The organism is Sphingopyxis sp. UBA6723 (assembly GCF_002454115.1).
Classification (GTDB): domain Bacteria; phylum Pseudomonadota; class Alphaproteobacteria; order Sphingomonadales; family Sphingomonadaceae; genus Sphingopyxis.
On record NZ_DKIH01000004.1, the window covers coordinates 194,818 to 212,819 of the forward strand.

At 62.8% G+C, this 18,002-nt stretch carries 21 protein-coding genes; 7 read left to right on the top strand and 14 right to left on the bottom strand.

Translation table 11 applies throughout. From position 1 onward, the window contains the following. Nucleotides 1–50: 50 nt before the first annotated feature. On the top strand, nt 51–602 hold the full coding sequence (locus B4F07_RS02605; RefSeq protein WP_293704499.1) for a hypothetical protein: 552 nt from the start codon (nt 51–53) through the stop codon (nt 600–602). Between the two features lie 812 nt (nt 603–1,414). Then, a complete protein-coding gene (locus tag B4F07_RS02610) occupies nt 1,415–1,699 on the top strand; it encodes a hypothetical protein (protein WP_293699610.1) in 285 nt (94 codons plus the stop codon). 316 nt (nt 1,700–2,015) lie between these two features. On the opposite strand, the gene B4F07_RS02615 is transcribed toward B4F07_RS02610, so the two are convergent. The 3 genes from B4F07_RS02615 to B4F07_RS02625 form a co-directional block, all read right to left on the bottom strand. Beyond that, the gene (locus B4F07_RS02615) at nt 2,016–2,462 is read right to left on the bottom strand and encodes a hypothetical protein (RefSeq protein WP_293699613.1); all 447 of its coding nucleotides are present in this window, start codon (nt 2,460–2,462) and stop codon (nt 2,016–2,018) included. A 193-nt stretch (nt 2,463–2,655) separates the two neighbouring features. Next, nucleotides 2,656–3,033 (bottom strand): VOC family protein, encoded by a 378-nt coding sequence (locus tag B4F07_RS02620; RefSeq protein WP_293699616.1) that lies wholly within the window; start codon nt 3,031–3,033, stop codon nt 2,656–2,658. Nucleotides 3,034–3,480: 447 nt separating this feature from the next. Beyond that, nucleotides 3,481–3,786: a hypothetical protein gene (locus B4F07_RS02625; protein ID WP_293699618.1), complete on the bottom strand. Its 306-nt coding sequence runs from the start codon at nt 3,784–3,786 to the stop codon at nt 3,481–3,483. Between the two features lie 1,165 nt (nt 3,787–4,951). Here B4F07_RS02625 and B4F07_RS02630 point away from each other — a divergent pair. The 3 genes from B4F07_RS02630 to B4F07_RS02640 all read left to right on the top strand — a co-directional run bounded on the left by B4F07_RS02630 (nt 4,952) and on the right by B4F07_RS02640 (nt 7,135). Beyond that, on the top strand, nt 4,952–5,839 hold the full coding sequence (locus tag B4F07_RS02630) for an ROK family protein (protein ID WP_293699621.1): 888 nt from the start codon (nt 4,952–4,954) through the stop codon (nt 5,837–5,839). Nucleotides 5,840–5,983: 144 nt separating this feature from the next. Continuing rightward, nucleotides 5,984–6,361: a nuclear transport factor 2 family protein gene (locus B4F07_RS02635; RefSeq protein WP_293699624.1), complete on the top strand. Its 378-nt coding sequence runs from the start codon at nt 5,984–5,986 to the stop codon at nt 6,359–6,361. Nucleotides 6,362–6,475: 114 nt separating this feature from the next. Beyond that, on the top strand, nt 6,476–7,135 hold the full coding sequence (locus B4F07_RS02640; RefSeq protein WP_293699626.1) for an alpha/beta hydrolase: 660 nt from the start codon (nt 6,476–6,478) through the stop codon (nt 7,133–7,135). Nucleotides 7,136–7,187: 52 nt separating this feature from the next. Here B4F07_RS02640 and rlxS read toward each other — a convergent pair whose 3' ends face one another. From rlxS to B4F07_RS02680, 8 genes are all read right to left on the bottom strand, one after another. Next, on the bottom strand, nt 7,188–9,155 hold the full coding sequence (gene rlxS, locus B4F07_RS02645; protein WP_293699629.1) for a relaxase/mobilization nuclease RlxS: 1,968 nt from the start codon (nt 9,153–9,155) through the stop codon (nt 7,188–7,190). Between the two features lie 343 nt (nt 9,156–9,498). Then, nucleotides 9,499–9,855 carry a hypothetical protein gene (locus B4F07_RS02650; RefSeq protein WP_293699632.1) on the bottom strand — a complete coding sequence of 119 codons (357 nt, stop codon included), beginning with the start codon at nt 9,853–9,855 and terminating at the stop codon, nt 9,499–9,501. Nucleotides 9,856–10,067: 212 nt separating this feature from the next. After that, complete coding sequence (locus tag B4F07_RS02655) at nt 10,068–10,634, bottom strand: lytic transglycosylase domain-containing protein (RefSeq protein WP_293699997.1); 567 nt, start codon at nt 10,632–10,634, stop codon at nt 10,068–10,070. 26 nt (nt 10,635–10,660) lie between these two features. Continuing rightward, entirely contained in the window at nt 10,661–11,167 is a 507-nt protein-coding gene (locus tag B4F07_RS02660) for a S26 family signal peptidase (protein ID WP_293699634.1), read from the bottom strand. Then, nucleotides 11,160–11,396: a helix-turn-helix domain-containing protein gene (locus tag B4F07_RS02665; RefSeq protein ID WP_293699637.1), complete on the bottom strand. Its 237-nt coding sequence runs from the start codon at nt 11,394–11,396 to the stop codon at nt 11,160–11,162. Before B4F07_RS02665 ends, B4F07_RS02660 begins: the two co-directional genes overlap by 8 nt. A gap of 183 nt (nt 11,397–11,579) precedes the next feature. Next, nucleotides 11,580–12,404: an NYN domain-containing protein gene (locus B4F07_RS02670; RefSeq protein ID WP_293699640.1), complete on the bottom strand. Its 825-nt coding sequence runs from the start codon at nt 12,402–12,404 to the stop codon at nt 11,580–11,582. After that, complete coding sequence (locus B4F07_RS02675; RefSeq protein WP_293699643.1) at nt 12,401–13,309, bottom strand: HEPN domain-containing protein; 909 nt, start codon at nt 13,307–13,309, stop codon at nt 12,401–12,403. The genes B4F07_RS02670 and B4F07_RS02675 overlap by 4 nt, the downstream gene beginning before the upstream one ends. A gap of 86 nt (nt 13,310–13,395) precedes the next feature. Next, complete coding sequence (locus B4F07_RS02680; protein WP_293699646.1) at nt 13,396–13,719, bottom strand: DUF736 domain-containing protein; 324 nt, start codon at nt 13,717–13,719, stop codon at nt 13,396–13,398. Nucleotides 13,720–14,158: 439 nt separating this feature from the next. On the opposite strand from B4F07_RS02680, the gene B4F07_RS02685 reads away from it, so the two are divergent. Next, the gene (locus B4F07_RS02685) at nt 14,159–14,452 is read left to right on the top strand and encodes a hypothetical protein (RefSeq protein ID WP_293699649.1); all 294 of its coding nucleotides are present in this window, start codon (nt 14,159–14,161) and stop codon (nt 14,450–14,452) included. Nucleotides 14,453–14,665: 213 nt separating this feature from the next. Beyond that, complete coding sequence (locus tag B4F07_RS02690; RefSeq protein ID WP_293699652.1) at nt 14,666–14,839, top strand: hypothetical protein; 174 nt, start codon at nt 14,666–14,668, stop codon at nt 14,837–14,839. Nucleotides 14,840–14,900: 61 nt separating this feature from the next. Here B4F07_RS02690 and B4F07_RS02695 read toward each other — a convergent pair whose 3' ends face one another. The 3 genes from B4F07_RS02695 to B4F07_RS02705 all read right to left on the bottom strand — a co-directional run. Beyond that, a complete protein-coding gene (locus tag B4F07_RS02695) occupies nt 14,901–16,736 on the bottom strand; it encodes a ParB/RepB/Spo0J family partition protein (protein ID WP_293699655.1) in 1,836 nt (611 codons plus the stop codon). Nucleotides 16,737–16,821: 85 nt separating this feature from the next. Then, a complete protein-coding gene (locus tag B4F07_RS02700; protein WP_293699658.1) occupies nt 16,822–17,265 on the bottom strand; it encodes a DUF2958 domain-containing protein in 444 nt (147 codons plus the stop codon). Next, nucleotides 17,262–18,002 (bottom strand): ArdC family protein (locus tag B4F07_RS02705; protein WP_293704501.1); only part of this gene is annotated, 741 nt, incomplete at its 5' end. The genes B4F07_RS02705 and B4F07_RS02700, both read right to left, overlap by 4 nt.

Consider the following 18,002-nt stretch of genomic DNA (forward strand, 5'->3'; position numbering starts at 1 on the left):
ATGGGGGCGAACCATGGTCCGCAGAAGGAAAAGCTTATGGAGACCCGATCATGAACGACATTTCTGCGCGCCGCGCCCCGCTTCTCAACGGATGGCGAGTTGCCGGCTGGGGCAGCCTTTTAGCGCTGCTGATGCTGCCTGCACTGGCGATGCAAATAACCGGCGAGGTGAACTGGACTGCGGGCGATTTCGTTTTCGCCGCCATTCTTCTCGGCTTTGTCGGGACGGTGGTTGAGCTGGCGGTGCGCTTTGCCCGGCCCGGTGCACCGCGCATCGGTTACATCATTGCCGGCTTCACCGCCTTCTTCACCTTCTGGTCGAATGCCGCGGTCGGCATCATCGGTGACGAGGATTCCGTCAACGTCTTCTTCTTCCACATGGTTCTAGGGGCGATCGTTGCCGCGATGGTCGTCCGGTTCCGGCCCGGCGCGATGCGCTGGATCACGGTGTTGCTGGCCATCGGTCAATATGCCGTCGGCATTGCGGCGCTCAACATGATGCCGGGACACGCCGTCGAATGGGGTTTTCTCACCATTTTTGCCTTGTTGTGGCTCACGGCGGCATGGTGCTTCCACCGTGCTGTTGTCAAGCGGACCGGTTAGTCGAAGACGTGGTCGGAGTTGATGCTCCCGTCTACGTCGATCGCGTGGACAGCGCGCGCCACACGGGCCGAGCCGCTTGTGCTAGCGCCGGGCTGCAAACAATATGACCGCGCCGCCAATTGCCATCACCGCGGCACCAGCGACGGCCCATAGCATCGATGGCCCTTCGAGAGGCTTGCATTCCCCGACACATGCGATGGGGGCAACTGTCAACAAACCAGTTCCTTGCAGAAACCACAGACTCCCTAAAGCGAACAGGAGTCCCCCCAGGATAATTATGATCCATTTCATGTGCCATGCTCCCATTTTCGACCCGCGAAGGCTGTAAGCCTCTTGTCTTCGGACGCACAGCCTTGTTCACGTTAGCATTGATCATTGTTCCCTACCGCAGCATGTTTCCAAGCGACCAAGCTTCTCCAACGAGCGCTACTTCAAACTGATTGCCTGCCAAGCGAGCCCGCTGGTGGCGGCGCCAAAAGCGGCCTTGGGAAGCTGTTCTGACGACTTCCCACACTTTTCAATCCAAAGCGGCCTGACCGCTACCGGCCCACTCCCGCGGTAGCCAGCGCCTGAGCGGCTTAGAGCAACTTCCAATACCCGCAATTGGTCGATTGCGCGACATAAGGCGGATACGCGCGTGCCGTGCCGCCACACTGAGCTCGGAGCGATCAGCTTCTTGGCGAAAGTTCGATTCCATTAGCATGGATCAACTTCGCGCGATTCTTGTAGGGATACGGCTCACCAAGCCGGAACATGCCGATCTGCGCCGCGTTTCTTCGACCAGCCCCTTTGGGCTGTGAAGGAGTGACGACATGGAACAGAATGGACAGAATGATCGCGACGGGACGCAGAACGGACCCGGCGAACAGATTCGCGCGCAGGACGATCAACGCCAGCAGGAACAGCAGAGTCAGAACCAGCAGAGCGGGCAGCAAGACCAGAGCCAGCCGGGTGCGCAGCAGGGAAAAACAGCCGATAAGCAGTCGGCGCGCGGGCCCGACGGCAACGGCCAGAACGCTGGCGGCGGTGTGGCGGAGCTGGAAATCGAAAAACTCGGCGGCATCGGCGAGGGGCAGCAGGACGAGCTAGGCGGTTAGCGCGGCCAAACCGGCGAACAGAAGCCCGCGACCGATCGCGACCCAGGCGCGCCCACTCCGGACGGCGCGACGAAAGAGCTCCGCGGAGACCGATAGACCGATAGACCGAACACGACATTTGCCGGTCCAGCGCGCAGTGGCAAGCCGGTCTCACAAAAACCCCTCGCCGCGGAAAACGTGGCACTTGGCCCCGCCGCGCGGGTCCATTTTGTGGCGTGCGCCGCAGTTGCGTCGTCGACGAACGCTCGCTGCGCAGAAATGAACGCGTTGGTTCGAATTCGAAAGCGCGGCGATGGATCACACGAGCTGAACCAAACTAGGTGCGGCAGCCGCGCAGAATACGCCGCTTGTGCTCGACTGCGGCGAGGATAAGCTCGGCGCGGGAGAGCTGGCTGAACAGGCGGATGAATTCGGGGTCGGCGATACTTTTGCAGGCATTCAGGGTGAGCCAGTCCGCGGCCGCCGTCCAGTAACTCTTCCGTCCTGTCAGCGCATCCGATACGGCATCCAGATCGGCGCCAGAATCTTCGATGGCTGCACAGCGCCGACGCAGCTCCGCTTCGACCGCGGCGAGTTCCGCGCGCGACAGCAAGGGCCAACGATCATGAAAATCGGGCCAGTCGGGCACGGCCATGGTCCAGGGGATATTGGCGACCACCCAATCGGCGATTTTGCCGGTGCGATCGCGTTGCCGCCGGGTCTCAGCGATGTCGCCCAGCGGAACTAGATGTTCGGGATCCGCTATGCGCTGCAGATTTGCCATCGCTGCACCCTCTTTCGCCTCCGTCGGTCCCGTCGCTGCTCAACGCAGCTTCAAGCCTGAAGTTCCGCATTCGGCCGTTTGCTCTACCTTTCGGAGCAAAGGCATGGTCGGACCTGCCGGTTGAACTCTTCGGGCGATGGGTCTGGGTGCGGCCTTACATCGCGTACTTGCCCCGCATGCGCGCACCATGCCTTCAGCTAGCGGCAAAGGTTAGCGTTTCAATCTTGTTTCCGTCAGGATCACAGACAAAAGCAGCGTAATAATTTGCGTCATATTCAGGCCTCAGGCCGGGCAGTCCGTTGCTCGTGCCGCCGCTTGCTAATGCCGCTCGGTAAAAGGCGTCGACGGCGACGCGACTTTCCACTTCAAAAGCAACATGGACGCCGTTGCCGACGCTTGCCTGCTCCCCATCGGCGGGGATGTTGAGGCTGAATACAGTTATGCCCGCGCCATAGCCGACGGCCTCTTCGACATCGAGCGTCCTGCGAAGGCCAAGCACATTCATGACCGGATCATAGAACGCGCGTGCGCGATCCAGATCGGATGTACCTAAGGAGACGTGATGCAGCATTACCTATCAAATCTCCGATCCGGAAAGGGTTCCCCGAACGACATTTGCGTCGACCGGTCGATCAGCCGCCGTCGGCCATATTACTGGTCGCCGACCATGTAACGACGGCGACACCGCGACGTCGGCTTTTGCTCGCCACGCAAATCGAAGCTGCCAGTTTGCAACCGATCAGCAGCATCACTCAGATTGAGACATCTGTGACCGTTAACCCGCGCCGAATGTCATGTCTTTGGGATCGATCCGCATCTCTTGGCGAGTTCATGCAAACTGGAGGAAAAACTGGCGCCGGTCCGTTCCGCCGCTCGGCCTCGAGCTTGCCAATGGGTCACCCGCGAACTGCGCATTCATGCACTTGCGTTCATCGCCGTCGATTATGACCACCAACCAATCTGGTAAGCGTCACGAATGCATGATGTCTGCGCCACAGGCTTAACCGGTTTCAGATCATCACTCGGCACCACGCGGCCCCTCGTCTTCGTCCCCGCCGGGACCAAGTTGGCCCGGCTCGTCATCGTCACTGCGTTCGCCCCTGTATGCGTCCATGTCGATCCGACCTGAGCGTTCCATCTGATGCATATGATCAACCACGTCTTGCACGTCGTCCGTCTCTTCTCCAGTCTTTGGCTTGTCGCTGTCGGCCAACGGGCGCTCAATGTGTGCAGCATCGGCAACTGAGTGCGCTTGCGTTTCCTCGTCATCTTGCTCGCGGTTCACGGCTTCAGGCGCGGTGGTTTGCTTGGGATCGGCAATCATGGCTCGGGCTCCTACCTTATCGAAACGCAACGCGGACCGGGTCGCCGCGGTTCCGCAGCGCGTGCCGTCGGCGACAGGCGCCAGTCAATTGACCACGCCCGCGTAGATCCCGATTGCCGAAAGCAACGTCGCCGCCGCTAGCAGTGCCCAGCGCCAGACCTCGCCGTCCGGCTCCTGGCCGGTTGGATCGGGCGCTGCGGGCGGCATGTCTCAGGACTGAGCCATGGGCGCGTTCTCCTTGCCCCGGTTCGAGGACATCGCCGCTCGTCTTGGCGGTGATGAGGACGTTTAGTGTAAAGGCGCTGGCACCGATGACCAGATGCAAATAGGTTTGCGTGTCCCAAATCGGAAAACTCGGCCCGCACGGCAGATTGACGCGCGGCGGAATCGGCGTAGCATCGCAACAACTTTGGCAGTTCTATTGACCCAGAAGCTGTCGAGGGGCTGCATCGAATATGCCGGAAAGGCCGCGTTCCACTGGCGCGGCCTTTTTGCGGCGCCACAGCCGATTGCGGTCACCCAAGCTCTCCTGCCTTGAGCCCCACGCAAATCCCCGTCCGTGCCTTTCTAGCCGCCTAGGGCAAGACGGGTCAGGTCACGGGCGTTATTGCATGAAGTCGATACTGACGTGATCCGTCAGCGACGCGACCGGGCGGGGCGGCCGCGGAACGAACAGTCATTTTGCCCAAAGCTCTGTTACAGCGACTGCGGCTGAGTCCAACGCCAGCGACCTCCCCGACGATTGTGCCACTGTCGCCGCGGACGTTACCCAACGCGAGCGAACTGCTCACTCGGCTGACGGCTGTGCATTCCCAAGATCTCAAGCCCAGACCGCCTGCCCCCGGCAGACCCTTATGCAGGGGACAATATTGAACAATGTTAAGTTGCTGTCACCGGCGTGCCCAACACTGCGCAGGTAGACATGCTTTTGGCGCGTGAATTGATCATCGAACTGTCCTTGCTAGCCGGCAACCGATCTGATCCTCTGGGAATTATCCTTATGGACGAGTGACTATTTGAACAAATCAGGCTGCACTCACTTGAGCGGCCGCCAACTGCGTCGGGCTGTGCAAAATTGGGCCATTGTCAGTTCCGCTGTGTGCTGATTCGGCGGGGTTTGCGTCGGCTGCACAACGGGAAAAACGACATAAGGATTATCGAGGTCATGGACGGCAACATTGCACTCATCGAGGCGGGAGGTACCAAATTTATCGTGGGGGTGGGAGATGTGTCGCGTCGGATTTTGGCGCGGACCCGCATCGATACCACCCGTCCGGAGGAGACGATCCCGGCGGCCATTGACTGGCTTCGGCAGCAGGGCGGCAATTTTTGCGCGGTGGGGATCGCGAGCTTCGGCCCACTTGACCTCGACCCCGCCTCGCCGACCTGGGGACATATCAACAGGACCGCCAAGCCCAACTGGAGTGATACCGATATTGCGGGGCCTTTCGGGCGTGCGCTAAGTTGTCCCGTTGCGATCGATACGGACGTGAATGGCGCCGCGCTTGGCGAATGGATGTGGGGTGCTGGCGCAGAAACAAACTCGTCACTCTACATTACGGTTGGGACCGGCATTGGTGGCGGGGCGGTTGTCGGCGGGCATTTAATTCACGGTGTCAGTCACCCCGAAATGGGGCATATTCGCATGCCGCGCCACCCCGCCGACAGGGATTTTGCCGGTCTTTGCCCATTCCATGGCGACTGCCTTGAGGGACTGGCTGCGGGTCCATCGATCAAGGCGCGCTGGGGGGCGTCGCTATCCGACTTGCCGTCCGATCATATCGGCCACGAAATGATCGCCTGGTATCTCGCGCGGGCGGTAACAACCTTTCAGGCCATCCTGGAGCCCGCACGCATCATATTGGGGGGAGGCGTGATGGCGACGCCAGGATTGATCGAGCGTGTTCGCACGGAGGCGGTCGCCGGATCGAACGGATATTTCGCTGGCGATGCGCAAAAGATCATTGTCGCCCCCATGCTCGGTGACGACACCGGCCTGCTTGGAGCATTAGCGATTAGCAGGAGAGACTCTTTGGCTCTTCGTCCGATCTGATCGATTTCGCCCCGTTTCAGACGGGTCGCTACCGGCCAGGCAGTCAAACGAAATGGTCGTGGCGCAGTCCCATTTGCATAGTTTAACTGACGTAACCGCAGAAACCGTCATTATGCCGGATCGTAAGCATCATGGAGATCCGTTTTGCCATCAACAGAAACCGTTGCTCGCTTTACGAACCAAGTTCTCAGTGGCGATCATGCCGGAGCGATCCGCGACTGGTACACTGCGGACGCCACCGTTCAAGAAAACCAATCCCCGCCGAAACAGGGGCGCGACCTATTGCGCGCGCGCGAGCAGGCCACGCTCGATCGCATGGAACGCGTTGACACCGAACTCCTTGCGCCGCCGTTGATCGACGGCGACACCGTCGTGATCCGATGGAGGTTCACCTTCTATCCCACAGGTGGCGGCAAGCTGATGATGGAAGAAGTCGCATGGCAAAGCTGGCGCGGGGACCAGATCGCAAACGAAACATTCTTCTACGACCCCGCCCAAATGAAACCTCCGCCGATTGCCTAGTGGCTGTCGGACCAGCGGCATTTTGGTTAAGTGGCGGTCCCCTTCGTCGATGCTCAATAGGGCTGATGTTATCCTCGGCCGATCAGGGCCGAGCCAGGCAAGAAAGAACACTCCTTGGCCAAAATCGTCAACGGTGCCAGCCTCAAGCCTCGCTCCGGCGGCCCGCCTAAAAACATCGTCTTGCTGTTACACGGCTTCGGCTCGAGCGGCACGGACATGATCTCGCTTGCTCCGCAATGGCAGGAATCTCTTCCCGACACCCTGTTCCTGGCCCCGCACGCGCCGCAGCGTTGTGGAATGATGGGTGCCGGTTATCAATGGTGGGGGCTATCCGGGTTTGCGCCGTCGGCGCTGGCCGCGGGCGCAGCATCGGCAGCGCCTGCTATCGATGCGTTCATCGACCGTAAGCTCGCGCAATATGAATTAACCGAGGCCGACCTCGCACTGGTCGGTTTTAGCCAGGGAACGATGATGGCGCTTCATGTCGCGCTGCGCCGACCAAGAACTGTGGCAGCGGTAATTGGCTATGCGGGGATGCTCGCTGGCACTGCCGGCCTGGCCGATCACCTCCCAAAGCCGCCAGTATTATTGGTGCACGGGACCGCCGATCCCGTGGTCCCGATCGCGGCGCTTCATATGTCGGAAAGCGAGCTCAAACGACTGGGCGTGGATGTCACGACCCATGTCTCTTACGGTGTGGGTCACACCGTCGACCCCGTCGGCTTGCGCCTGGGCTGCGAATTTGTCGCCAAAGCCTTTGCGCAGACGGTGTAACGGCTCGCCAACAGACACGTCGCGAGCAGCCTGGTGCAAACCAATAACCGCCTCATGAGATGGTCGGCCCGCTGCGCTGCCGACCCAGCGACCAGTTGATCCCGCTGTCGCGCAATATGCCTGCGACCGGCTTTCCGATACGGCGATCGAGAACCGGTCGCCAAGGCACCAGCGTGAAGTCGCGCGACCGCTCGACCAGGGCATAGCGGGCGCTGGCCATATCGACCGGTCGTATCAAACGGCCTTCGATACGCTCGCCAACTTTTGCTTCGGCAAATGATTTGCCAAGCTCGTCTGCGATCTGACGTGCCACACGGAGCAGTTCGCGGCGTTGCAGCGTGTCGAGCATCGTGCGGCGATAGATTGTCCGCCCGTCCCTCTCCTCCGCTAGTTGCTCAGCCATCAGCCACTGCCTCCGCAGGGCTTGCGCTGCCCGAACCTCGCGGCCAAATCCCGCATCCCGGACAGGCTGCGGCGCCGCCGCAATCAGTTCGTGATCCAGCCATGTTGCCGCTTCCATCGACGGCAATTTTTCGACGGGCGCAGCGGACAAGATTTCGACCGTCACGGGCCGGTCGCCGACCGCCCGCTGTTCATACGCTTCCACCTTATCGAGATGATCGCTGGCAATGATCCAGCTGCCGTCGGGATTGCGATCGATGCCGCGCATCGCTCGCCGCATTGCCTCCAGGCGGCGGACATGCGTTTCGGCAAAGGCTTCACTGGCGGCAGGATCTTGGCGCAAATGGGCATCGACCGTATAAATGCCGCCGTTGTTTGCAGCAACCGCGGCGATGGTCCGATCGACGTCGCGGATACCGCCCGCGCGTGGGACGATCCTGACGATGGCTTCCTCCGGGGTCGGCGGGACATCGGCCCCCTGCCCGACCTCGACATAATGCGTCCGCCCATCTACCCCGTCGATAAGGAGATAGTGGCGATCGCGATGTTCGTCGGACAGTCCGCGGGCGACGACGCGTCCGATGACCGGTTCAGCGCCCGGTGCAGCGGGATCGAAGATCATCCGGTCGCCGGCCGCCCGCTCAAGATTTCGCGCCGTCAGTTCGCGCTGCATGGTGCGAATGATATCGCCGCGTTCGCCCATTTGCCGAAGCGTATGCGCGAGGTCGGGGGCAAGCCGCCAACTGCTGCCGCCCAGACTTTCCGCCACCCCCATGCGAGCAAGTTTGTGGAGGCGGCCTGCGCGGAGCGACTGGTGCAAAGGGTCGGCTGAGGTCGTCCGCACCACCCGCATATCGCTCATCTCGCGGAGCAAGACCCGATCGACCGCCGTCAGACGTTCGGCATTCATATCGGCGCGCAGCCGCGTCTCGATTTCGAGATCGGTTCGCGGCCCGAGATCGAGAGTGAGAATGTCGCTCGCGCGCGCACGACAGCCATGGGCAATATACTCACGGGCGATGACCAGATCGTCGCCGCGATCGTCTTTCCCGCGCAGCATGATGTGACTGTGAGCATGCCCGGTGTTAAAATGATCGACAGCTACCCAGTCGAGCTTGCTGTTCAGGTCTTCCTCCATTTGCGCCATCAACCGGCGCACAAATGGTTTGAGGTCCGGATATTGATCGCCATCTTCGGGCGCCACGATAATCCGAAACTGGTGACGATCTCCGCTTGCGCGCGCGAGGAACCCGGCCCCGTCGGCGACGTCCCTGTCGCTCGTGTAAAGCGCTCCCGCCATGCCCTCGCGCGTGACACCATCGCGCTGGATATATCGCAGATGCGCTTTGGCGCCGCCGAACCCTGCCCCGGCCAGTTTGACGGGCCGCACTTTCACGATGACGCGGCGCGCGCGTAATCCACTGTGCCGATCGCGCGACCGCAGCACCCGTGCCACGCTCGCGCCGCGTCCGATCCGGCTGCCGTCAAAGCGCGCGCCTTTAGGGCCGCGCTTGCCAAATCGCCGCGCGGCTTTGACGACCAGCGCCAGATAACGAGTTCCTTTGCCGCGACTGCGCATACGTCCAAGGCGCGGGGTGAAGTCATCATCGTCGCTCATACAGCGTTTCCGCAAGGTAAGACGCTGCCTGGTGCAACGTCATCGTCGGAACTGCGAAGGAATCCGATGGCGAGTCTCGCGCAACGGCCGACAAAAGCGCCGAAAACCGCGGTATTTGCCGTAAAGGTCTCGCACCACCACCAGTCGTCTCGTGGAATTCCCGAAAAAAGGATGTGCAGACAAAGACTTACAATATCGCGAGATATTGCTTCTATCTTGCTATCCCGCTCCCTCATCCGACCATCTCCATCAACCCGCCTGCTTCGGCGTCTTCGCAGCAGCGCCAGAGCAAAACAGAAGCGACGCCCGATGCGGGCGCCGCTTCTCTAAAAGGCGTCGGCCTTCACCCATCGGCGAAGGCGCACCGCGCTGCCTTTTCGCTCGCAAACCCGCGCCGACCGATCATCCCATGCGCATTGCCATCGCCATCGACGATCATCGTCGCGAGAAAATATTCGCCATCGAACTGGCCCCAGATCGCCACCCGATCGAGCTCGATATCGTCATCATCCAGGCTCGCATAAGCACCGAGCCAGCGCTCATCGATCCGCGCATCCCAGTGAAAATCGACATCCTCCGCGTCCAGAAAACGCTGCGCCAAGGCGGCGCCCGCGCCGCGTCCGAACTCGATCTCAAGCCCCGAAACCAGCGATGCAATCACGCGATCCGATGCGACTCCGATGTTTTGAAAAACGCCCATGACATGCTCCTTCGCTACGCCCCGAACCGTTCGAGGACCGACCCTCGACGACGGGCGCCGGAGCGGCTGTCAGGGCCGCCGGAGCGCAGCGGAGGCGCCGCGAAGCGGCGGCGGAGGAACCGATTTGCGCAGCAAATTGGAGGGGCCGCCGGCCTTGAAAGCCGCTTCGGCGCCCGTCATACTTGGCCTTGCCGAGACGACCCCTGCCCCCCTCACGGCTCGCCGCGACCGCGATGAATGAAGAACATATCCGATTGCTGGCGTGCCGATTCAGTGCAGCAAATGGCATCCGGACGCTGATGCGCATCACCGCGCCGCCGACTGGGAAGCATCCTGGCCGAATGGTTGGGGGCGACATTCGCAACGGCGCGCACATAGGCTTGCGTCTCGGCGGGAAGCCGCGAACGGCCCGCGAGATAGGCGGCATAGCGTCCCGGCCCGGCGTTATAGGCAGCAAACAATCCGGGGTAGCCGAACCGATCATACATCAGCCGCAAGTAGAATGTGCCTGCGAGGATATTATCGCGCGGTTGATGGGGATCGGCGCCCAGGCCAAGCCTGCCGCGCATCGCTGCCCACGTTCCCGGCATCAGCTGCATAAGCCCCATAGCCCCTGCTCGGCTCGTGATCGGACGGCCGCGGAGGGTCGTTCGTCCGCCGCTTTCGGCGCGCATGACGCGCTCGATCCACGCGACCGGAACGCCAAAGCGGGCCGATGCTTCGGCGATATGCGGTCGCCATTCGATCACCGGGTCGGCGCGCGCCGGGCTTGCGATCATAACCGCAGTTCCAAGCAGCGCCGCCCTCAGCGCAGCCACAGCGGGGTCGCCTTGCCGATGATGTCACGCCGCAAAGTCGATCCGAAATAGCGGCCATCGAATGAGAAGGGCGCGTCCATTACCAGCAAATAGTCACGCGGCCCAAGCTGTTTACAGCCCCGCCATCGCGGCATCGGGCGCCCCGCGCCATCGAAATGCCGCCGCACGCCCAGCGCGCGTCCGTTGACGAATAGCATGCCGCGCGAGGCGCAGATATGGTCGCCGGGTCCGGCGGCGATACGCTTGAGCAGCGGAACATTGGCGGGCAGGTAGCGCCGCCGCGCCGCGAAATTGCGCCAAGGTTGCGCCAGCCGCGCGGCGACCACGTCGCCGCGTCGCAGCCCGGCGCTCGGCTCGACATACCAGAGTCCGATGGGCGCACTGGCGCTCACGTTCCAGAGCAGCCGTGGCTGCGGCGGCGATGCGATAGTGACGACCAGCGCGCCGGTCAGCGCGCCGCCGAGCATGGCGATGCCCAACCGGCGACTAAACATCGTCGCCCGCCCGGCGTAATCGCTGCGACCAAGCGATCAAATCGTCGATATGATAACGGACATTCTTGCCATGGCGCCGATAGGCAGGCCCGATCTTTTTCGATCGATATCGCCGTAGCGTCCGTTCCTCCAGTCCGAGGTAATGCGCCGCCTGAAGTGGATTAAGAAAAGGGCTTTCGATGCGCGCCTTTGCGGCGCGCGCCAATTCGCTGTCCTCCGATTTCGCCATGCTCGGGTCTCCTTGCCGCAGCGCATCGGCGCTGTCGCAAGGGTCATGGCGGCCCGCACCTAAGGGCGGGAGGATCGTTTAACGGCGGCGCAAAATTCGATCCCCAAGCCATTGCGGCTGTGGCCGCTTGAGCCACCGCTCAAACAAGGGGAGCCGAGGGAAGCATTCCAAAGCTCGCGAGGATCAGGCGCCGGGGGTTTTGGCGCGTTCCTTGTTGCGCCGATCGGCGACAAAGCTGTGCCCATTATCGGACTTTACAATGTCGAATAGTCCGGTCGCCGCAAACAGCGCCGGGAAGTTCTTTGCCCCATAGTTTCGCGGATCTATTGGAGCTTGCCGCTTCGCCGCGCTGCCCGCCGCTGACATCGCCGCCCAACCATCGTCGCGAGCAGTAGCTTCGACAGCGCCGCGGAGGATCGTCACCAATTTTGCATCCATGGCGAGGGATTTGGCGGCAATCTTGTCAGTCGTGGGTTTGGCTTTCGCATCCACTTTCGACTTCTTCGCAGGCGGATCAACGGGAACACGAGGCCCGTCGATTGCGGCAGCTGCCAGGCTGTCGAGATACAGAAACGCCGTGCACGCGTTGACGAAGGGGCTCGGCGTCTTGCGCTCGCCGAAACCATAAACTTCATGACCATTGGCCCGAAGCTGCATGACCAGCGGCGTGAAATCGGCATCGCTTGACGCGAGGCAGAAGGCGTCGAGCTTCTGGGTATAGAGCAGTTCCATCGCGTCGATGACGAGCGCAATATCGGTCGCATTCTTGCCGGTCGAATAGTTGAACTGCTGGATCGGGCGGATCGCGAAGTCGTGCAGTTTGTCCTTCCATCCTTTGAGGCTGTCGCTGGCCCAATTGCCGTAGGCGCGGCGAATGTTCGCGGTGCCATATTTGGCGAGTTCGGCGAGCATCTCGCCGATCTTGGCATGCGAGACATTGTCGGCGTCGATCAGCAGCGCGATCTTGCGATCGGGCGTCGCGCTGCGCGGCTCGCTGGTTTCGGTCATGATGAGAGACTTTCGGAAAGATGCCCTTCGGCGATCGCTTTTACCTTGGCCTGTAAAAGTTCGATGTGCTCGACAAGCCAGGAAAGTTCTTCGCCGCTGATCTTATAATGCGGCGAATAGCGCGCATTGACGTAAGCCTGCTGGAGCAGTTCAAAGCAACGACGCGCCAATTTTTCATCACGCGGCCAGACCGGAATCAACTCGCGCGCGATGTCTTCGGCCTTGTCGCGAAGGAAATTGATCTTGTGTGATTTGGGCGAATAGAGCGTCAACGTATTGAGCACAGCATGATAAAAATGCTCGGTCGCTTGGTGCAGCTGAAACGCCGAAATATTGTTGTAACCTTGTCCAATCCCAAACCTGGCCATCTCCAGAAACTGGCTTGCACTGTTAAACCAAGTGTCAAAATACCCCTGTGCTTCCTCGCGCGCGACTTCGGGCGACAAGGGCTTGGGCGGATCAAACGACTGCGTACCAAGCTCGTACAAGACGATCCCGTCGCGCACGATATCGATGAAGAAGGGCCGGCCGCGCGACAGCTGGAAATTGACGTCGCCAAGGCTGTGGACGATCAGCCCGACCGGCGCCGATAGCCGCTTGGTGATCGAATATTCGCGCAGGAAACTATCCTCGGCCTTATACCAATAATCGACCGGATCGGTCAGTCGGTCGTCGTTGACGACAACGAGGATGTCATAGTCCGAATAATATCCGCCCTTCGGATCGGCGACCCAGTCGCCGCGCGCATAGCTGCCATAAAGAATGACCTTGAGGATGCGTCCCTGCTTCTTCCACGCCTGCGTTGCGAGCGCGGTCGCATCCTCGAACTCGGCGAACAGGATTTCGACGATGCGGTCGAGATCGCGCTTCTTGCGCTCGGGAAGATGATCGAGATCGGTTTTCATGAGACAGGAATCCTAGCCGAATATCGCGCCGCGACAAGGAAAAGGGTGACCCCGTACCCGCCATGGCGGGTGCGGGGTCGAACCCGTCAGTCGTCGACTTTCCAGATGACGGCATAGGTGTCATCGTCGTTCTGGCCCGCGGCGCGGCCGAGGTTCGCATAGAGGCGCCGCGGCCCGAATTCGGGGGCAGCCAGCGCCAGCGACACATAGGGCTTGCCCGACGTTTCGCCGATCCGAACCCAGCCCGCGCCTATCTCGACGCCGTCCGAATGGACCCGGAAGTCGGGCTGAACGTCGTTCGCCTTGCTCCGGTTCGGATTGATTTCGATGCTGGCGCGGATCGAAAGCGTCCTCAATTGGCCCACAAAACCTTTTTCGATGGTGCCTTTCACCATGCCGATAGCTGCCATTGTTCGTCTCCTTCATCGCCGCCGGAGACCATCTCCGGAGCGTGAGCAGAGGCAGGACGGGCGCTGCGCAAGCGGCGCGCACCCGCAGGGCCGCAGCGTCAGCGAAGGACGGTCGGTCCCGCGCTTTTTTGGCCGCGCCTGCGCGGCGGCGCGAGGAGCCCGCGGCACGCGGGCGGGGAAAAAAGCGCGGGCGCCGCCCGTTGCGCGCCGGTTGGCGCCCGGCCAGACCGCTCACATAGCTCCGGATGGCCGCCGGCGATGACCGGAACGACATGGCGCCAAGCGAAATTTGCTGAACGCTTCATCGAAACGGGCATGGCCAGCGGCGCGCGAACGCGGCAAGAGACAGTCAGGCAGGACCGGATTCGCAGGGGGCACCCAAAAGCGTTTTCGGGCCATGCCGGTGGCGCCTGATCGCGCGCCGAACAGGGAACCGACGATGAACGGAAAAGCCGAGCTTGTGATCGCGGTCGACGACCCCGATTTGGCGATAATCGCGGCGCGCAGCGCGGGGATCTGGATCGGCCTCGCGCTCGACGACACCGCGCTGGCGGCCATCCGCCGCGACGGCCTCGATCCCGCCACGCTGCGGCTGACCGGGCTGCACCCGTTCGAATATGCGCCTGCCGATGATGGCGGCGTGCGCGTCACCGCCCATGCCAATGACAATGAGAGCGCCGAAGCGCTGCTCGACCTGTTTCGCGTTCATTTCCTGCGCCGCCTGCTGGCCTGACCGCGCCCGGTCCTGCTGTGCCGCCGGTCGGCGGAGCGGCGCGAGGCTTTCGCACCCGCACGGCCCTTTCCATTTGTTGCGTTTGAGATCCCCGTCGTTCTGGCGTCTTGGTCCAATAATCTTCGTGCGGGCTGCGTCAGAGCGCGCGGCGACGACAACTTTCGCCGACGTTAGGCCGCAGCGACCCGCAGCCTTGCAACATCGGCGCTGGCGATGATTGCGATCATCGACTGGGCGGCGCGGGAGCAATCCCGCGCCGCCCTTTTTTCCGGCTTGGCCCCGCGCCGCAGCCGGTCACGGCAAGGCGCGCAACGAAAAATCCATCGCGCCGTTCCGCGCCGCGCCAGCGGCGAGGAACGGCGCGATGAGTCGCGCGCGCGTCCTTAAAGCCAGTCGTTCCATGCGGGCGATGACAAGCGGGCGGGCGGCGAACCGCCCGCCCCCCCCCTCACGCCGCAAGGCGCGGCGGTTCGATGCCGCTATCGTCAACTTCTTCGAGATCGACCGCAAGGCCGGGACCGACGGCGCGGTCGGGGTCGGCAATCGGCTCCGCCACCGCCGCGGGATCGATCCCAAATTCGAGATCGTCCAGCCAGCGCGCATGCGCTCTGACGCTGCCGACGCCGCCGCGCGCGCTGTAGGCGGCGGGCGGAAACGCCATCCAGCGCGGCACCCACGGCGCAACCTGTTCGCGCCCATTGGCACCAGCCAAATGATCGGCAATGATCGCTTTCAGCGTCTTGGCCTTCTCCTTCTCATTGGCGCTCGCTACGCCCGCGCCCGCGACCTCGCCGATCATGGCGAGCAGGATTTCGCGGTCGCGAAGCTGGTCGAAAAAGGCCGCGTCGGGCTGCCAGTGGCGGCGCATGTCGGTCCCCAGATGAAGGCCGATCGCCTCGACCGCCGGGTGGCCCGCCTGCAATGTCTCGCCCATGACGATCGCCAGTATTTCGAGCACCACCGGATCGGGCAATTCGAGCAAACGCGCGAACAGCACCGCGAAAGGGGGACGGTGACCGGGCGCTGCCGTGACCGTCGGCGTTTCGGGGTCGAAGCCGAGCACGGCAAGCACCGCGCGCCGCTGCGCGTCAAACGCTGCCTCGGCAGGCGCATTTTCGATGCTTCCGGCGATCTCTTCCTTCGGCGCGCGCTGCGCCTCGATATCGGCGCGGTAATGGCCGCACCCCGCAATGACATGGGCGAGCATGGCGCGGAGCGCTACCCCGCCATGGCGCGCCAGATCGGCGCGCACGGCGGCGTGGCGGTGAAGGTCGATATAGCTGTTCATCGCCGAGCTGACCTCGGGCCGCGCCGGTTTCGGCTCGGGACCGGACGCGCCGCGCTCACCGCGCGCCGCTTCCTTGGCGGTCAGATAACCCTCGTGGAAGCTGACCTCGCCATTGTCGCGCATTTCGACATAGACGCGCCCGCCCTTGCGCTTCGCCGCATGGGCATAGTCCCACGAGCGGAACCAATCGCCCTTGTCCAGAACGACGACATCGGCCCAGCCCGCCTCGATATAGGCCGCCCTGCGCGCCGCGATTTCAGCCATCTGGAGCGACCAGAACTGGTCGCTATCGGCAAAGAATGCCTCGTCGCCGAACAGATCGGAGACGGTGGCCGCGCCGCTGGCCGCAACGTCGAACAGGGCGCGCGACGTCGCAATCGCGGTGCCACCGAACAGCCACGCTTTGAGCTGATGCCCGGTCGGGCAATAGGCTTCGCGGTCGTCGAACAGCGCCAGCCATGCGCTCTGCTGCGCCTTCGAGGCGAGGGTCAGGTGGCGCACCGTAGCCGCGTCGATTTCGCCGCCGCGATAAAGGGTGCGGATGCGCGGCAGCAAAAGACCAAGCGCGAGGATGCGCTTCACCGCCGCCGGTTCGAACCCGAAGGTATCGGCGACCTCGTCGATGCTCCGCCCCGCCTTGACCAGCGCGACGAACGCTTCCCACTGGCCGACCTCGTCGGGGGCGACGCGCGCGAGATTTTCGAGCATCGAGGCTTCGAGCGCATCGGCGTCGTCGCCGTCGTCGAGGATCGCGCAGGGCAGCGGACGCGCCGGTCCGCCTTCGCGAACGATGGCGTTCGCAGCCGTGAAGCGCCGCCGTCCGGCGACGATTTCAAACCGGCCCGCTTCGCAATTAGGCCGCACGAGCAAAGGCACGAGGATACCGCGGGCGCGGATGCTCGGCAGGATATCGGCGATGTCGGGATCCTTGCCCTTGTGCCGCATATTGGTTTTCGCAATCGACAGCTTGTCGGGATCGATAAAATCGAGTTTCATAATCGTTGCTCCATGTGAGCGCCGGTCCCGCTTTGAGTGAATGCGAGGCGGGACCGGCTGATTGACGGCGAAACGCGCCGCCGCGTCAGCTGCCCTTGCCGCCGCCATGCTGCGAGGCAGCGAGCGGCGGGTCGGGCAGAAGCTGGTCGAGTTTGCGGCGCAGCAGCGACTTTTCGGCGAGGCTGATCGCGCCGAGCCGCCGCGCCGTCTCGGTCCACACCGAGAGCGGCGCGAGCGGGTCGAAGTGGACATCGCGCTCGACGCCGAGGCCGAAAGGAAGCCGCACCGCGGCAATCTCGGCGAGCGAAAAACAGCCGAGTTCGGGGCATCCGAAACCAAGATCGGCCAGCCCGAACAGGGTATCGCCGTCGCTATCGATTTCGGTCGCGAGCCAAGTCGCCGCGCCGACCGGATTGAACAGCTTGATCACCGGCAACGGGTCGAAATTTTCCTCGCGGGCGGCATAAACGCGGCTCGTCAGCCCATTGGCGCGAAGCGCGAAGCCGAGATCGTGGGGGATCAGCTTCATGCCCCCGTCCCCCTCACCTGCGCCGCGCCGCCGCAATCGCCGTCGCATTCGCATTCGCCGTCGGCGTCGCGGCCCGTGCCGGTCGCGCGCGGCGCAAACCTCCCGGCGTCTGCGTTCGCCGCCGCCGCGCCGCGCTCGGCGTTTGGCGCAAAGCCGAGCAGATAGTCGGCGGCCTTGCTGGCCTGGCTGGCTGCTTTGAAGATCGCGCGCGTGTCGGCGCGCATGATGCCAAGCCACGCGCCGATATAGTCGGCGTGGCGCACCGTGGGTTGGATTGCCAGCGCGGCGCAGAGAAAGGCGCTTGCAAGTTCGGCGCACAATTCCTCGCGGCCATAGGCGGCGCTGGCAAAACCGCCCCTCTGGTCGCGGGCGAGCCGCGAGGGGTGGCCGGTCCAGTGGACAAGTTCGTGGAGGGCAGTGCGATAATAGTCGATCTGCTGGGCGAACGCCTGTTGCGGCGGCAACGCGACATAGTCGCCGCCGGGATGGTAATAGGCCTCATTGCCGCCGATGCGGATATCGGCGCCGGTCGCGGCGATCAGCGCCTCGGCGTGGGGAATGATCTGGCGCGGCGGCATCGGCGCAGCGGCGCGGGTGCAACGGTCGGGCAAGCCTTCGCACTGCGCGACGTTGAACACGGTAAAGCGTTTGAGGAACGGCACCGCGCGGGCTTCGCCGCCGGTCTGGCGCGCGCGTTCCTTCTCGGCTTCGGGGGTGAAGCGGTCGGCATAGACAAC

What these genes read in the sequence shown, in the direction of transcription:
- B4F07_RS02605 (WP_293704499.1), top strand. Translation starts at nt 51, where the DNA reads ATGAACGACATTTCTGCGCGCCGCGCCCCGCTTCTCAACGGATGGCGA.
- B4F07_RS02610 (WP_293699610.1), top strand. Translation starts at nt 1,415, where the DNA reads ATGGAACAGAATGGACAGAATGATCGCGACGGGACGCAGAACGGACCC.
- B4F07_RS02615 (WP_293699613.1), bottom strand. Translation starts at nt 2,462, where the DNA reads ATGGCAAATCTGCAGCGCATAGCGGATCCCGAACATCTAGTTCCGCTG.
- B4F07_RS02620 (WP_293699616.1), bottom strand. Translation starts at nt 3,033, where the DNA reads ATGCTGCATCACGTCTCCTTAGGTACATCCGATCTGGATCGCGCACGC.
- B4F07_RS02625 (WP_293699618.1), bottom strand. Translation starts at nt 3,786, where the DNA reads ATGATTGCCGATCCCAAGCAAACCACCGCGCCTGAAGCCGTGAACCGC.
- B4F07_RS02630 (WP_293699621.1), top strand. Translation starts at nt 4,952, where the DNA reads ATGGACGGCAACATTGCACTCATCGAGGCGGGAGGTACCAAATTTATC.
- rlxS (WP_293699629.1), bottom strand. Translation starts at nt 9,155, where the DNA reads ATGAGCGACGATGATGACTTCACCCCGCGCCTTGGACGTATGCGCAGT.
- B4F07_RS02650 (WP_293699632.1), bottom strand. Translation starts at nt 9,855, where the DNA reads ATGGGCGTTTTTCAAAACATCGGAGTCGCATCGGATCGCGTGATTGCA.
- B4F07_RS02655 (WP_293699997.1), bottom strand. Translation starts at nt 10,634, where the DNA reads ATGATCGCAAGCCCGGCGCGCGCCGACCCGGTGATCGAATGGCGACCG.
- B4F07_RS02660 (WP_293699634.1), bottom strand. Translation starts at nt 11,167, where the DNA reads ATGTTTAGTCGCCGGTTGGGCATCGCCATGCTCGGCGGCGCGCTGACC.
- B4F07_RS02665 (WP_293699637.1), bottom strand. Translation starts at nt 11,396, where the DNA reads ATGGCGAAATCGGAGGACAGCGAATTGGCGCGCGCCGCAAAGGCGCGC.
- B4F07_RS02670 (WP_293699640.1), bottom strand. Translation starts at nt 12,404, where the DNA reads ATGACCGAAACCAGCGAGCCGCGCAGCGCGACGCCCGATCGCAAGATC.
- B4F07_RS02675 (WP_293699643.1), bottom strand. Translation starts at nt 13,309, where the DNA reads ATGAAAACCGATCTCGATCATCTTCCCGAGCGCAAGAAGCGCGATCTC.
- B4F07_RS02680 (WP_293699646.1), bottom strand. Translation starts at nt 13,719, where the DNA reads ATGGCAGCTATCGGCATGGTGAAAGGCACCATCGAAAAAGGTTTTGTG.
- B4F07_RS02685 (WP_293699649.1), top strand. Translation starts at nt 14,159, where the DNA reads ATGAACGGAAAAGCCGAGCTTGTGATCGCGGTCGACGACCCCGATTTG.
- B4F07_RS02690 (WP_293699652.1), top strand. Translation starts at nt 14,666, where the DNA reads ATGATTGCGATCATCGACTGGGCGGCGCGGGAGCAATCCCGCGCCGCC.
- B4F07_RS02695 (WP_293699655.1), bottom strand. Translation starts at nt 16,736, where the DNA reads ATGAAACTCGATTTTATCGATCCCGACAAGCTGTCGATTGCGAAAACC.
- B4F07_RS02700 (WP_293699658.1), bottom strand. Translation starts at nt 17,265, where the DNA reads ATGAAGCTGATCCCCCACGATCTCGGCTTCGCGCTTCGCGCCAATGGG.